Annotated in this window: 12 protein-coding genes and 5 tRNA genes; 10 read left to right on the top strand and 7 right to left on the bottom strand. The window is 73.3% G+C overall.

Translation table 11 applies throughout. The features are described 5' to 3' along the window. Positions 1 to 44: 44 nt before the first annotated feature. Positions 45 to 1,208: a cytochrome P450 gene (locus BFV98_RS10985; RefSeq protein ID WP_071096167.1), complete on the bottom strand. Its 1,164-nt coding sequence runs from the start codon at positions 1,206 to 1,208 to the stop codon at positions 45 to 47. A 9-nt stretch (positions 1,209 to 1,217) separates the two neighbouring features. Next, positions 1,218 to 1,886 (bottom strand): methyltransferase, encoded by a 669-nt coding sequence (locus BFV98_RS10980; protein ID WP_013284874.1) that lies wholly within the window; start codon positions 1,884 to 1,886, stop codon positions 1,218 to 1,220. 189 nt (positions 1,887 to 2,075) lie between these two features. On the opposite strand from BFV98_RS10980, the gene BFV98_RS10975 reads away from it, so the two are divergent. Continuing rightward, positions 2,076 to 2,909, top strand: a complete 834-nt coding sequence (locus BFV98_RS10975; RefSeq protein ID WP_071096165.1) for a hypothetical protein — start codon at positions 2,076 to 2,078, stop codon at positions 2,907 to 2,909. 17 nt (positions 2,910 to 2,926) lie between these two features. On the opposite strand, the gene BFV98_RS10970 is transcribed toward BFV98_RS10975, so the two are convergent. Further along, positions 2,927 to 3,529 carry a TetR/AcrR family transcriptional regulator gene (locus BFV98_RS10970; RefSeq protein WP_030275337.1) on the bottom strand — a complete coding sequence of 201 codons (603 nt, stop codon included), beginning with the start codon at positions 3,527 to 3,529 and terminating at the stop codon, positions 2,927 to 2,929. Positions 3,530 to 3,803: 274 nt separating this feature from the next. On the opposite strand from BFV98_RS10970, the gene BFV98_RS10965 reads away from it, so the two are divergent. From BFV98_RS10965 to BFV98_RS10950, 4 genes are all read left to right on the top strand, one after another. Next, positions 3,804 to 3,876, top strand: a tRNA-Gly gene (locus tag BFV98_RS10965). A gap of 34 nt (positions 3,877 to 3,910) precedes the next feature. Continuing rightward, positions 3,911 to 3,981: transfer RNA gene (locus tag BFV98_RS10960), tRNA-Cys, on the top strand. A 12-nt stretch (positions 3,982 to 3,993) separates the two neighbouring features. After that, positions 3,994 to 4,068: transfer RNA gene (locus BFV98_RS10955), tRNA-Val, on the top strand. A 112-nt stretch (positions 4,069 to 4,180) separates the two neighbouring features. Next, positions 4,181 to 4,999 carry an isocitrate lyase/phosphoenolpyruvate mutase family protein gene (locus BFV98_RS10950; RefSeq protein WP_013284877.1) on the top strand — a complete coding sequence of 273 codons (819 nt, stop codon included), beginning with the start codon at positions 4,181 to 4,183 and terminating at the stop codon, positions 4,997 to 4,999. Between the two features lie 122 nt (positions 5,000 to 5,121). Here BFV98_RS10950 and BFV98_RS10945 read toward each other — a convergent pair whose 3' ends face one another. Then, positions 5,122 to 5,367 (bottom strand): DUF6458 family protein, encoded by a 246-nt coding sequence (locus BFV98_RS10945; RefSeq protein ID WP_013284878.1) that lies wholly within the window; start codon positions 5,365 to 5,367, stop codon positions 5,122 to 5,124. 158 nt (positions 5,368 to 5,525) lie between these two features. Between BFV98_RS10945 and BFV98_RS10940 the strand changes: the two genes are divergently transcribed. From BFV98_RS10940 to BFV98_RS10930, 3 genes are all read left to right on the top strand, one after another. Next, positions 5,526 to 5,598 (top strand) — tRNA-Gly (locus tag BFV98_RS10940). Between the two features lie 11 nt (positions 5,599 to 5,609). Continuing rightward, a tRNA-Val gene (locus BFV98_RS10935) sits at positions 5,610 to 5,681 on the top strand. Between the two features lie 167 nt (positions 5,682 to 5,848). Continuing rightward, positions 5,849 to 7,495, top strand: coding sequence for a PKD domain-containing protein (locus BFV98_RS10930; protein ID WP_071096163.1), 1,647 nt, complete (start codon positions 5,849 to 5,851; stop codon positions 7,493 to 7,495). Positions 7,496 to 7,571: 76 nt separating this feature from the next. Here BFV98_RS10930 and BFV98_RS10925 read toward each other — a convergent pair whose 3' ends face one another. After that, complete coding sequence (locus BFV98_RS10925) at positions 7,572 to 8,144, bottom strand: hypothetical protein (RefSeq protein ID WP_071096161.1); 573 nt, start codon at positions 8,142 to 8,144, stop codon at positions 7,572 to 7,574. Positions 8,145 to 9,136: 992 nt separating this feature from the next. Here BFV98_RS10925 and BFV98_RS10915 point away from each other — a divergent pair. Continuing rightward, positions 9,137 to 10,138, top strand: a complete 1,002-nt coding sequence (locus BFV98_RS10915; RefSeq protein WP_071096157.1) for an NAD-dependent epimerase/dehydratase family protein — start codon at positions 9,137 to 9,139, stop codon at positions 10,136 to 10,138. A gap of 49 nt (positions 10,139 to 10,187) precedes the next feature. Here the strand turns inward: BFV98_RS10915 and BFV98_RS10910 are convergent, their stop codons facing one another. After that, complete coding sequence (locus tag BFV98_RS10910) at positions 10,188 to 11,162, bottom strand: nitroreductase (protein WP_071096155.1); 975 nt, start codon at positions 11,160 to 11,162, stop codon at positions 10,188 to 10,190. A 187-nt stretch (positions 11,163 to 11,349) separates the two neighbouring features. Here BFV98_RS10910 and BFV98_RS10905 point away from each other — a divergent pair, with 187 nt between their 5' ends. Then, positions 11,350 to 11,988: a response regulator transcription factor gene (locus BFV98_RS10905; RefSeq protein ID WP_013284884.1), complete on the top strand. Its 639-nt coding sequence runs from the start codon at positions 11,350 to 11,352 to the stop codon at positions 11,986 to 11,988. Between the two features lie 6 nt (positions 11,989 to 11,994). Here BFV98_RS10905 and BFV98_RS10900 read toward each other — a convergent pair whose 3' ends face one another. After that, positions 11,995 to 13,662: a GAF domain-containing sensor histidine kinase gene (locus BFV98_RS10900; protein WP_176921766.1), complete on the bottom strand. Its 1,668-nt coding sequence runs from the start codon at positions 13,660 to 13,662 to the stop codon at positions 11,995 to 11,997. Positions 13,663 to 13,678: the final 16 nt, after the last annotated feature.

The raw sequence follows: 13,678 nt of genomic DNA, 5'->3' as shown, positions 1-13,678 counted from the left end.
ACGCCTCCGGTAGAGGAAGGGCCCCCTGTTAACACCCGCAGGGCTCAGGCGCGGCGGACCACGAACGCGTCCGGCATCCGGAAGGTGAGGTTGTCCGGGCACCACGGTGGACGGACGACCGTCACGTCGTCGAGCAGCGTGGCGGCCTCGGCGACCACCACCGCGGCCTCCATCCGGGCCAGCTGAGCGCCGACGCAGCGGTGCGGCCCGGCGCCGAACGCCAGGTGCCGCCGCGAGCCGGGCTGCCCGGGGCGGAACTCGCCCGGCGCGTCCACCACGGCCGGGTCGCGGCCGGCGCGGGCCAGCCACGCCACGATGCTGGTGCCCGCCGGTACGGGCACCTCGCCGAGCGTGGTGTCGACTGCCGCCACCCGCCGCCAGGTGACGATCGGCGGCTCCAGCCGCAGCCCCTCCTCGACCACGTCGTCCGCGCCGATCTCACCGGCGCGCAGCCCGGCCCGTACCGCCGGTTCGCCGGACAGCCGGTGCAGCAGCAGGGTGAGGAACTGCGAGGTGGTCTCCTGGCCGGCGACCAGCAGGAAGAACAGCGCCCCGACGACCACGTCGGGGGAGTGCCCCGCCTCGCGGAGCCGCGCGGCGAGCCCGCCCCCGGTGGCGGCGAACTCCCGCAGCACGGTGTGGAACCGGCCCACCTCGGCGGCGAGCGCCAGCTGCCGGGACTCGTCAAGCGGCGCCCAGAACAGCTCCAGCGCGGCCCGGGCGAAGTCCTTCACCGCGCCGACCGGGGCGTCCGGCAGCTCGACCAGCCGGGCCAGCACCAGCAGCGGCAGGTCGGCGGCGAGACCCGCGTACAGGTCGACCGGGCGGCCCGCGTCCAGCGCCGCCGCCAGGCCCGCCACCCGCTCCCGGACCAGCCCGGTCAGCCACCGGCGCTGGGCGTCCACCCGGTGCGGGTGCAGCGCGTCGGCCACGATGCCGCGGATCTCCGGGTGGCTCGCGCCGCCGTTGTTCGCCAGCGTCGGCGGCAGCCGGAACCGGTGCCCGGCGAGTACCCGCAGCGCGGCCACCGGGATCGGGGTGACCGCGTCGAGCGCGTTGTCCGGCCGGAACGTCACCGGGTCGGTGAGCAGCCTGCGTACGAGCGCGTGCCGGGTCACCACCAGGTGCGGCACGCCGACGTGGTCGACAACGGTGGCCGCGTCGGGCCACGGCCCGTCGACGGACTCCCCCCAGCCCTGGAACAGCACGCGGTAACGCTAGCGGCGGGCGCCGGGCGGGTTCGGGTCCAGCTCCCAGACGGTGGTGTGCTTCACCCGTACGCTCTCCAGCGCCTCCGACACCGGCACGTCGTACGCGGCCAGCTCGTGGAAGCGCTCGCGGGGCAGGAACGCCCGGCCCGGATCGCCCACCAGCACCCGGGCGCCGGAACGGGCGGCCCGGAGCAGGAAGCGCAGCATCCGGCGGGCCATCGCCTCGCTGTAGAAGACGTCCCCGGCCAGCACCACCTCGGCGTCGCCCGCGTCGGAGTCGAGGATGTCGCCGAGTTCGGCGTCGACGCGTACCCCGTTGGCCTCGGCATTGAGCGCGACGGCGGCCACGGCCCGCTCGTCCACCTCGACCGCCCGGACGGCGGCGGCGCCGGCGCGGGCGGCGGCGACGGCGACCAGGCCGGAGCCGGAGGCCAGGTCGAGCACCCGGCGGCCGGCGACCACGTCGGGGTGGTCGGTGACGTAACGGGCCAGGCCCTGCCCGCCGGCCCAGGCGAACGCCCAGAACGGCGGCGGCTGGGAGCTGCGGAACTCGCCCTCGGTCAGCTCCCACAGGCCGATCGGCTCGTCGGCCTGGTGCAGCAGCACCTCGGGTACGAACGCCACGGGGGCGAGGCGGGCGTGCAGCCGGACGAACGCGGCGGACAGCTCGGACATCGGAGAATTGTGTCCCACCCGGGTTCCGGAACCGATCCCGGGCGTGTCGCGGCGAGGTCGTGACCGGTTCACCACGCTCGGTGAAATGACCCCCGTGTTGTGGCGTTGGATGCGAACACGCCCGTCTACCGGCGTGCCCGGCGCGCTCCTAGCGTTGCCTGTGGACACGACCGAGGGTGAGGAGGCGTGGTGAGCGGCTGGCGGCACGCGCTGCGGATCGGACTGGTACTGACCTTCGTGGCCGGGACCGGGTACGGCGGAGCCCTGCCGGCGCGGGCGGCGGCGGCCTTCTCCACGGAGTTGAGCGGCCTGCCGGACGAGTTCACCGCCGGGAACCGGGTGGAGACGTTGTCCGCCGTGGTGTCCCGCTCCGACGGGGGCGGCTGTGTCAAGGTGCGCTGGTCGATGCTGGTGCGGGTGCAGGGCCTGCGGCTGGACCAGCTCAAGGTGGACCGGGTGGAGGACAGCGGATCGTTCCCGCTGGAGATCCGCACCGAGGGAGACACCGCCCGGCTCACCGACCGGCAGCTGGACCCGGGTGTGCTCTGTCCCGGCCGTACCGTGACCGCCCGCTACCGGGTGGCGTTCGCCGAGGACGTCGGGCGTGGCCGGGTGAGTTTCGCCGCCGAGGCGTACGACCCGCAGTTGCGGCTGCTGGCCCGGCGGACCGCCTCCCGTGAGGTGGTGGGGGAGGAGGCGGCCGAGCCGACGCCCTCGCCGACCAGCGCGGAGCCCACACCGAGCGACGAGCCGTCCTCCGAGGCGCCCGACGAGGAGCCGACTGACGAGCCGACCGACGCCGCGGTGGTGGAACCGCCGGCGCCCGGTGGCGTGGCCGGGCGGCCGGTGGCGGACAGCGGCGGATTCGGCCTGGTGCAGGCCGCGTTCCTGCTCGGCGGGTTGCTGCTGTTCCTCGGCGCCGGGCTGCTGCTGCGGATGCGCCGCCTGCTGCGCCCGTCCGCGCAGACCGAACCGGAGACGCTCCCGCCCCCCTTCGAACGCCCCCGCCCCCGCTGGCACTGACCCGCCGGCGGGAGGGGTCAGTCGAGCTGGCTGGGCTCCAGGCCCAGCTCCCGGGCGGCCACCAGGCGGATCCACTCGGCGATCTGCCGGCGGGTGATCACCCGCTCGTGCACCGCGAGCTGGACCGCCAGCCCGTCCATCACCGCACTGATCCGCCAGGCCGCGCCGGCCGGGTCGGGGCAGTCGAACGTGCCTTCGGCGACCCCGTCGCTGATCACCGCGGCCAGGTCCTGCCGCCACCGCAGGTCGAGGCGGCGGGAGAGCTTCTCCAGCTCCGGCGTACGCAGCGACTCCGCCCAGCCGTCGATCCACATGGACCAGGAGGTGGCCCGGCCGGTCGGCGCGTAGAGGCGCAGCATCCGGCGCAGCTTCGCCAGCGGCGGGGCGGAGGAGCGCAGCACCGCGTCGAGACGGGCCAGGTCCTGCTCGACCGCGTACGCGAAGGCCTGCGCGAGCAGCCGGTCCTTGGTCGCGAAGTGGTAGAAGACGAGCGCCTGGCTGACCCCGGCGGCCTCGGCCACGTCCGCGGTGCGGGTGTTGGCGAGCCCTCGTTCCGCGATCACCTCGCAGGCCGTACGCAGCAGCGCGTCCAGGCGGATCTCGGCGGCTCGTCTCGTCACGGCGTTACGGTAACCCATCCGTCTGACCACAGGGAGTTACCGAAGCGGCCGGTCGGCGGCGGGACAGTCGGATGCCGGACACTCGACTCGCCGAGCGGATTCCGCAGGTCGCGGCCCTGCCCACGGGCCTTCGACGGCAGCCACCCAGGCTCCTAGGAAGCCCGCGCCACGAGGCGCCGGCAACATCCGGACGCGCCGGAAGGGCCCCCGAGTTGGCAACCGTTCCCGGGCTCGGCTAAAGTTCTCATCCGTCACCGGATAACACCGGGGGCGTGCGGACGTAGCGCAGCTGGTAGCGCATCACCTTGCCAAGGTGAGGGTCGCGGGTTCGAATCCCGTCGTCCGCTCGGAGATGCCGCCACGCAGTTCGGGGGCAACCTCGGTGGAGTGGCCGAGAGGCGAGGCAACGGCCTGCAAAGCCGTGTACACGGGTTCAAATCCCGTCTCCACCTCGCAGTAGACGAGGGCGATTGGCGCAGTGGGAGCGCGCTTCCTTGACACGGAAGAGGTCACTGGTTCAAACCCAGTATCGCCCACCAGCGGAAAGGCCGTGCCGATCACTCGGCACGGCCTTTCTCGTTGTCATCGATCAGTCCAGTGCCGCGCCGCTGGCCATTGCCGCGGCCGGATCGCCCCACCCAGACTGGCCCGGTGGACGATCAGCAGACCCGAGCCCGGCAGTTCCGTGCCCTGCACCTGCCCGGTGAGCCACTGATCCTGGTCAACGCCTGGGACGCGCTGAGCGCCCGGATCGTCGCCGCAGCCGGCGCCCGCGCGGTCGCGACCACGAGCGCCGGGGTCGCGTGGAGCCGCGGCGCCCCGGACGGCGACGCGCTCGCCCGGGACACCGCCGTCGACGTGATCCGCCGGGTGGCAGACGCGGTCCGCGTGCCGGTCACCGCCGACATCGAATCCGGGTACGGCGACAGCCCCGCCGAGGTCGCCGAGACGGTCACCGCGGTGCTCGCCGCCGGGGCCGTCGGTGTCAACGTGGAGGACTCCCGGCACGACGGCGGGGGACCGCTGCGCCCGGTCGACGAGCAGGTCGCCCGGCTCGCCGCGATCCGGGCCGCCGCCGACCGCGCCGGCATCCCGCTGTACGTCAACGCGCGGGTGGACACCTGTCTGCGCCGGGCCGGTGGCGTACCCGAGACTGTCGCGCGCGCCGAGGCGTACCTGGCGGCCGGCGCGGACGGGATCTTCGTACCCGGAACCGTGGAACCGGAGACGGTGGCCGCGCTGGCGGCGGCGATCCCGGCGCCGCTGAACGTGCTGGCCGGGCCGGGCGCGCCGCCGGTCGCCGAACTGGCGCGGCTCGGCGTGGCCCGGGTGAGCATCGGACCGGCGGTGGCCGAGGCCGCGTACGCGGTGGCCCAGCGGGCGGCGGCGGAGGTGCTCGGCGCCGGGACGTACGACGCGCTCGCCGGCGGGCTCGACTTCGACGCGTTGAACGAGCTGATGCGGAGCTGACCCGGACGGCACTCCGCGCGCCGCCACCGACCGCGGGCGGCCCTGGCAGAGCGGGCCGGCCGGATCGAGTGATCCGGCCGGCCCGATCCGGGACCGATCAGCTCCGTCGGCCCCGGTCACTGTCACATCGGCGGGGCGACGTCCCGGCGCTCCTCGACCCGGCGGTACTCCACCGGCTGCTCGGCGGTGGTCGTGACCACCTGGCGACGGCGGCCCCAGACCAGCGTGGTCATGATGAGGCCGAGGACGCCGGCCGCCATCAGGATCCAGCCGACGACGTCGAGGTCGACCCCGCCGACGCTGGCGTTGAGCGCGAACGTGAGGATCGCGCCGACCGCGATCAGGAAAATGCTCGTACCGATACCCACGACAGCCTCCTTCGGGGGATGGTTGTGCTGTCACCGGCCTCAGTACCCCGGCGGCGAGCAGCGCAACCACACGGCCACCGGGCGCGGCGGGGGTCTGCCGCACGGCGATCTTGGCATCGGGTAGAGTTCACCCCGTCGCCGGCGCGAACCGGCGGCACGCGGACGTAGCGCAGCTGGTAGCGCATCACCTTGCCAAGGTGAGGGTCGCGGGTTCGAATCCCGTCGTCCGCTCGCGATTGCCCGGGCGATTGGCGCAGTGGGAGCGCGCTTCCTTGACACGGAAGAGGTCACTGGTTCAAACCCAGTATCGCCCACCGAGAGTCACCCTCCCCGCCCGCCGGTGCCGCCGGTCGATCGGCGGACGTATCCCCTCGGACGGTTCGTACCGGCCACATCGGTCACCCGGCTCCACCGTGCGGGTTATTCAGCCGTTGCCACCACGCGTGTCACTGTGATGCCCGATACGCAGGGAGGCGGTCACATGCACATGATCGAGCGGGGACGGTGGCGGCGGACGGCCGCCCGGTTTGGGGTGGCGACTGTCGTCGCGGCTGCCGGGGTGACGGTCTCGGCCGCGCCCGCGCAGGCCACCGCGACACGGACGGTGGCGTTCTTCAGCATGGACGAGCCGACATCGTCGACGGTGCTGACCGACTACAGCGGCAACGGCCGCCACGGCACGATCGGCGGCGAGGTGGTCACCGGCGCGCTCTACGCCGGGGCGACCGGCCACCGCTTCGCCACCCACCTGCCCACCGACAAGGAGTACGTCCCGGGCCACGTCGACCTGGTGCCGCACAGCACCGACTTCAACCCGGACGCCGGGGACTTCTCGGTGACCATCCGCTACCGGACCACGTACTCCTTCGGGAACATCCTCCAGAAGGGACAGGGCAACACGGCCGGCGGCTACTGGAAGTTCGAGGCCCCGAACGGTAAGCCGAAGTGCCTGTTCCGGGGCGCGGACGGCGCCTCCCGTACCGGCTACACGGACGTGCCGATCTCCGACGGCCAGTGGCACACGGTCACCTGCAACCGCACCTCCGCGTACGTGGAGATGTACGTCGACGGCGTGCGGACCAGCCGCCTCAACGGGCCGACCGGCACCATCGCCAACACCTGGCCGCTGTCCGTGGGTGGCAAGAGCCAGTGCGACGGTACGAAGGTCACCTGCGACTACTTCGCCGGCGACATCGACTACGTGAAGATCCTGAAGGGATCGGGCGGCCCGGCCAACCAGGCGCCGGTGGCAGCGCTGACACCCACCTGCTCCGGGCTGGTGTGCACGTTCTCCGGCGCGGCCTCCACCGACGCCGACGGCGCGATCCAGGACCACAGCTGGGCCTTCGGTGACGGTGACACCACGGGCACCGCCTCCGTACCGACCACGTCGCACACGTACGCGGCTGCCGGCACCTACCCGGTCACGCTCACCGTCACCGACGACCGGGGCGCCACCGGCACCGCGACAGTCGACGTGACGGTGGCGCCCGTACCGGAGCGGATCTCGTTCGTCGGCCAGGCCACCGCGAACGCCAACTGGACCAGTCACACGGTCACCGTCCCGGCGGGCGTGCAGGCCGGTGACATGCTGCTGCTCGTGCTCAGCCAGAACACGCACACCGGCACCGGTGAGCCGACCGGGGTGACCGGCTGGACCAGGCTCGACCGCCTCGACGGTGGCTTCGCCACCACCACCGCCTGGTGGAAGACCGCGAGCGCGGGTGACGCCGGCACTGCGGTCCGGGTGACACTGGACAGCCAGGCTAAGGGCAACCTGGTGCTGGCCGCGTACCGGGGGGTGGCACCGGGAGGGCCGGTCTTCGCCAGGGCCACCGACCCGGCGAGCACCGCCACCCGGATCACCCCCTACGCGCCGGTGACCGCCGCGCAGAGCTGGGCCGTGTCGTACTGGCTGCACGGCGACAGCACCTCCACCGCGCTCACCCCGCCGTCCGGCGTGGCGGTGCGCAGCAACACCTCGCAGACCGGCGGCGGCCGGGTGACCGGCCTGCTCGCCGACTCGGCGAGCAGCGTGCCGACCGGCAGCTACGGCGGACTCACCGCCACGGGCGCCGCGGCCAGCACGACCACCACCACGTGGACGTTCGTCCTGCCCCCGGCCTGACCCATCGGGTACGCGAAAAGGCCGGCACCCCGTTGGTTCGGGGTGCCGGCCTTCAGCTTGGTCGTACTTGTTCGTCTTAGCTGTTCCAGTGCTGGGCGACGAGGTCGGCGGCCTGCTGCTCCCACTGGGCGTAGTGGTCCGGGTAGGCCGACACCTGGACGGTCTGGGCGGCCTTGGTCAGCGGCATGTCCTGCCAGCCGTCGACCTGCTTCAGACCCTTTAGGAACGCCGTCGTGGAGTACTCCGGGTCGGTGATCTGCTCCACCGTGCCCCAACCACTGGACGGGCGCTGCTGGAACAGGCCCTGCGAGTCATGATCGTTACGGTCACCCAGGTGGCCGAGGTTCTCCAGCTTCGACTCCTGCAACGCCGGCGCGATCGACACAACAGCGGCACGCTCGTCCATACCGGCCTTCTTCGTCGCCGCAATGATCGCCTTCACATTGGCAGTCTGCTCGTCGTTCAGGTCGATACGCGACTGCTCACCCTGCACACCATGCGGGATCAGCTTGTCACCCTGCACCGTCACCGCAACCGGCTTGGTGTGGGTGGTGTCCGCCGCGTGCGCAGCCACCGGACCGGCGAACACGCCACCGGTGAAAGCCAGACCAGCAACACCCAGAATGCTCTTGCGCAGGATCGTGTTCATGATGGGGGCTCCATTCGGGGGTCGACGCACCCGGGGGAAGGCACGTGGCACCGTCAGGCGCTCAAAAAGTCTCGGGGGGGATCCGGCTGCTCGCGGGGCAGGGGTGCCACGTCGCGGCGCCGGAACCATGTCCAACGACCGGCAGCCCGGGATGATTCCCGGACCTTCACGGATACCGCCTCACTCAAAAGGCGAGCCCTTACTCGGTCGTTCACCCGGTTACAACGCCACCGACCCGCCGTCGATTCCACCCCCAGAGTGCCGCCCACCACCCCCGAACCAGACACCCACCCCAAACCCCAAGCCCGGCCCCCAGCACCGCGCCCCGCCACCCGTGATCAAGGACTTTGCGGCAGCCTTCTGCGCCAACGACGACACAAACTCCTTGATCACCCCCGCAAGCCCTCCCCACGCACCGACCCAGACCGGGTTGACCATGAGGTTGGCGGCGACAAAACGGGCGCCGAACACCGTCAACTTCATGATCGACGCCCTCGGGGCGGGGCGGGGCGGATCGCGGGCGGGGAGTCGGCGCACTGCCGGGCCATCCGGCGATCTTGCAGTTTGAGCCCTTCGCGTGTCCCGTTCGCGCGCTATGCGGGGTACCCAAGTGCAAGATCGCGAGTGATCCGGGGGTGGTAGCGGGTTCGGCGCGGGGCCGTCTCCGGCGGCCGGGCGACGGTGACGATCCCGGCCAACGACGCGGCGAGGATCCGCTGCGGTCTGGGGTGAGTTCGTCGATCTTGGAGTTGTGGCACCTCGCGAACCTGCACCAAAAGGGCAATTCGGGGTGCCACAACTCCAAGATCGACGGCAGTGGGCGGGGGCGCGAGGACTCGCGGCGGTGGGGCGCGGTCGGGGAGCGGGGCAGGGTGGGCGACACGGGGGACGGCGGTGGGCGAGCGACGGGGGAGCCGGGTTCTGCCGTTGGCAGATCCGCTGACCGTGAACAGGGCACGTCATACCGGCCGCCCGGCGGCAGGCTGGGACGCATGCGACTCCTGATGCTCGGTGGTACGGGCTTTGTCGGCGGTGCGGTCGTGGCCGAGGCGGTACGCCGCGACTGGCAGGTGACCGTGTTCAACCGGGGTGTGCACGGGCGGGTGCCGGACGGCGTACACCGGTTGCGGGGCGACCGGACCGCGCCGGACGGGCTGGCCGCGCTCACCGGCGGCGAGTGGGATCTGGTGGTGGACACCTGGGACGGCGCGCCCCGCGCGGTACGGGACGCCGCGCTGGCGCTCGCCGACGCGGTGCCGCACTACGTCTACGTGTCCAGCGGATCGGTGTACGCGCCACCCGTCGCGCCCGGCAGCGGCGAGGAGGCGCCCACAGTGCCGGCCGACGCGGACGGAGACGACGGTGACTACCCGGCGAACAAGGCCGGCGGGGAACTCGCCGCGACGCGGGTGTTCGGCGACCGGGCGCTGCTGGCGCGCGCCGGGCTGATCCTGGGGCCGGGGGAGGACATCGGGCGGCTGCCGTGGTGGCTGAACCGGGTCGCCCGGGGCGGGGACGTGCTGGCGCCGGGGCCGCGTGACCTGCCCATCCAGTACGTGGACGTCCGGGACCTGGCGACCTGGGTGCTGGACCGGGGCGCCGAGGGCGTCGGCGGGGCGTACAACGTGGTGGGTCGCACCGGGCACGCGACGATGGGTGACCTGCTCGACGCGGCGGTGGCGGTGACCGGGTCGGACGCGACGCTGCGGTGGACGGCGCCGGAGCCGATCCTGGCCGCCGGGGTGGAGCCGTGGAACGACCTGCCGGTGTGGATTCCGCGCGGGCACGAGTACCGGTGGTTGCAGGAGCGGGACGTGGAACGCGCGTACGCGGCGGGGCTGGTCTGCCGGCCGGTGACCGAGACGGTCGCCGACACCTGGCGGTGGCTGCGCGAGGTGGGGCGCGTGCCGGACCGGGCGGGGCGGCCGGCGCGCGCACCGGTCGGCCTGGCGCCGGAGCGGGAGGCCGCCCTGCTGGCCGCGCTCCCGGCCTGACCCCGAGAGGCAGGGCCGCGCTCCCGGCCTGACCTGCGGAGGGTACGGGTCAGGCCGGCACGACCGGCAGGTCGAGGACCTCCTCGACCGGGCGACGCGGGGTGGCGCGGCCCGGCTGGCCGTACCCGATCCGCATCACCATCTGCGGGGTGCCGAACCGGCCCAGCGACATCCGCAGCGCCTCGCGTGCGGCGGGCACCTCGATCGGCTGGGACAGCATCGACACGCTCAGCCCGGCGTCGGTGGCGGTGAGCAGTACGCGTTGCAGCGCCTGCCCGGCCAGGATCTGGTCGGCCGAGGTGTTGCCGGCCGAGCCGAGCACCGCGACCAGCGGCTCCGGCTCGAAGTCGCGGCCGGGGGCGCGGTTGCGTCCGCCGAAGCCGCGCTGGGGCAGCAGGTCCTGCGGTTCGCTCTGCGGTCCGCCGGCGCCGGAGGGCACGCCGTCCGGGGCCGGCTCGGAGCGGATCCACTCGGCCCGTTCGGCCACGTACGCGGGGTCGCGTTCCAGCACGCGGTGGGCGCTGCGGGCGACCTCGGCGACCGCGTTGACGGCGCTGGTACCGATCACGAGTTCCAGCCAGCACTGTTCGGCGCGGGCCGCCTCGCCGAGCCGCCAGCGGGCCTCGGCCGGCACCGGGTCGGGCCAGAACGGCGCGCGGTTGCTGAACCGGTGGCCGATCGCCCCGTACAGGCTCTGCTCGACCGGGGTGGGACGGCGCGGCACGTCCGGCACCAGCCGGGCCACGACGTCCGGGTCGGCGGGGTACGGGCGCAGCCGCACAGTGGCCGGGGTGCCCGCCACGGCGAGCGCCAGCCGCAGGTTGAACAGGGCCGCCCCGGCGGCGATCCGTGCGCCCCAGCCGGACGGGTCGGTGGCGGGCAGGCCGCGCAGCGGGTCGACGGACACCTCGATGCCGCCGTCGACGAGCCGGAACCGCCACGGCTGGGTGTTGTGCAGCGACGGCGCCCGGACCGCGTCGGCGACCGCGGCCCGCAGCTGCTCGCCGGTGTATTCGGTCGTCATGGTGGTGCTCCCTCTCGTGCGGCGCCGGCTTCCCCGGCCGGGTACACCACTACGGTGCGTCAGCGGGCGGCGCGGTGAGCAGGGCCGGAGGTCCCCACCTGGGCCCGGCCGTCGGTCCCGGCCGGCGCGGGCAGGACGGGACTTTCGACCCGTGCTACGAGGGCGGGAAAGCGGGTAGAAAGGACTGATGATCCGGGTGTTCCTGCTCGACGACCACGAGGTCGTCCGTCGTGGCCTTGCCGACCTGCTCCAGAGCAGCGGCGACATCGAGGTGGTCGGCGAGTCCGGCCTGGCCCAGGAGGCGGCGCGCCGCATCCCGGCGCTGCGCCCCGACGTGGCGATCCTCGACGCCCGGCTGCCCGACGGCAACGGCATCGACGTGTGCCGGGACGTCCGCGCGGTGGACTCCTCGATCAAGGGGCTGATCCTCACCTCGTACGAGGACGACGAGGCGCTGTTCGCGGCGATCATGGCGGGCGCCGCCGGGTACGTGCTCAAGCAGATCCGCGGCACCGACCTGGTGGACGCGGTCCGCCGGGTCGCGGCCGGGCAGTCGCTGCTCGACCCGGCGATCACCACCCGTGTGCTGGAGCGCATCCGCAGCGGCGTGGAGCAGCCGCGGGAGCTGAAGTCGCTCACCGAGCAGGAACGGCGGATCCTGGAGTACGTGGCGGAGGGGCTCACCAACCGGGAGATCGCCGGGAAGATGTTCCTCGCCGAGAAGACGGTGAAGAACTACGTCTCCAGCGTGCTCGCCAAGCTCGGGCTGGAGCGGCGTACCCAGGCGGCGGTGCTGGCCACCCGCCTGCTCGGCAAGAACACCTGACGGCTGTCAGTCGAGCGGGACGCTCCAGCGCACCTCGGTGCCGCGCGGCTCGGCCCGGCGCAGTGAGAACTCGCCGCCCAGCCGCTCGGCCCGTTCCCGCAGGTTGACCAGGCCGCTGCGGGCCGCCCCCGGGTCGCAGCCGACGCCGTCGTCGGTGACGGTGATCTCGACGCGGCCGGAGTCGACGCGTACGCGCACCGACACCCGGTCGGCCTGCGCGTGGCGTACCGCGTTGGAGAGCGCCTCGCGCAGCACGGCGGTGAGTTCGGGGCGCAGGTCGTCCGGGACGGCGCTGTCGATCGGGCCGATCAGTTCCAGCTCGGGGCGGTAGCCGAGCGACTCGGCGGCCACCTCGATCGCCTCGCGGATCTCGGTGCGCAGCGCCGCGCTCATCGGGGTGCGCAGCTCGAAGATGGTGCGGCGGATGTCGCGGATGGTGGCGTCGAGGTCGTCGACGGCCTGGTTGATCCGCTTGGCGGCCTCGGGGCGGGCGTTCATCGCGCCGCTCTGCAGTTGCAGGCCGGTGGCGAACAGCCGCTGGATCACCACGTCGTGCAGGTCACGCGCGATGCGCTCGCGGTCCTCCAGGACCACCAGCAGTTCCCGCTCCTCCTGGCCGCGGGCGCGTTCCATGGCGAGCGCGGCCTGCCCGGCGAAGCTGGCGAGCAGCGCGAGGTCGTCGTCGGCGGCGGGCCCGTGGTCGGGCCGGTAGCCGATCACCAGGACACCGTGCAGCGTGTCCGCGGCGGCGAGCGGGGACACCACGGCGGGCCCGGCGACCACCGGCCGGGGCCAGGGCGCCGCGGCGGCGAGGTCCTCGACCTGGTCGTGGCGGCTCTGCGTGACGGACGCGGCGAAGCTGGTCTCGGCGGCCGGCAGCACCGCGCCGACCAGTTCCCGGGTGACCGGGTCGGCGCCGTCGACCACCTCGACGGTGAACTGCGCCTCGTCCTCGTCGTAGAGCAGCACCAGCGCCAGTTCGGCTTCGGCGACCTCACGGGCGCGGCGCGCCACGAGCGTCAGCGCGTCGGTACGGCGTACCTCACCGAGCAGCACCGAGGTGATCTCCGCGGCGGCCGCCAGCCAGCGTTCCCGCCGGTGCGCCAGCGCGTAGAGGCGGGCGTTCTCGATCGCCACGCCGGCCGCGGCGGCCAGCGCCACCACGATCTCCTCGTCGTCCTCGGTGAACTCGGCCGCGCCCTGCTTCTCGGCCAGGTAGAGGTTGCCCCAGACGTGGTCGCGGATGCGCACCGGAACGCCGAGGAAGCTGTGCATCGGCGGGTGGTTCGGCGGGAAGCCGTACGAGTTGGGGTGCTTGGTGATGTCCGGCATGCGGACCGGCTTCGGGTCGTCGATGAGCAGGCCGAGCACGCCCCGCCCGTGCGGCAGCTCGCCGATCTTCGCGTGCAGCTCGGGGCTGATGCCGTGGACGATGAAGTCGTGCAGCATCCGGTCGGGCCCGATCACGCCGAGCGCGCCGTAGCGGGCACCGGCCAGCTCGCACGCCGACTGCACGATCCGTTGCAGCGTGCTGCGCAGGTCGAGGTCGGACCCGATGCCGACGACCGCGTCCAGCAGTGCCCGGAGCCGCTCGCGGCTGGTCACCACCTCGCCGACGCGGTCGAGCATCTCCTGGAGCAGTTCGTCCAGGCGGACGCGGGACAGCGGGGTCAGCCCGAGCGACGGTGTG

This window comes from Micromonospora sp. WMMB235, from assembly GCF_001855515.1.
GTDB classification, from domain to species: domain Bacteria; phylum Actinomycetota; class Actinomycetes; order Mycobacteriales; family Micromonosporaceae; genus Micromonospora; species Micromonospora aurantiaca.
Note: the sequence above shows the minus strand (reverse complement) of the source record. Positions and strands in the feature narration are given on the sequence as shown.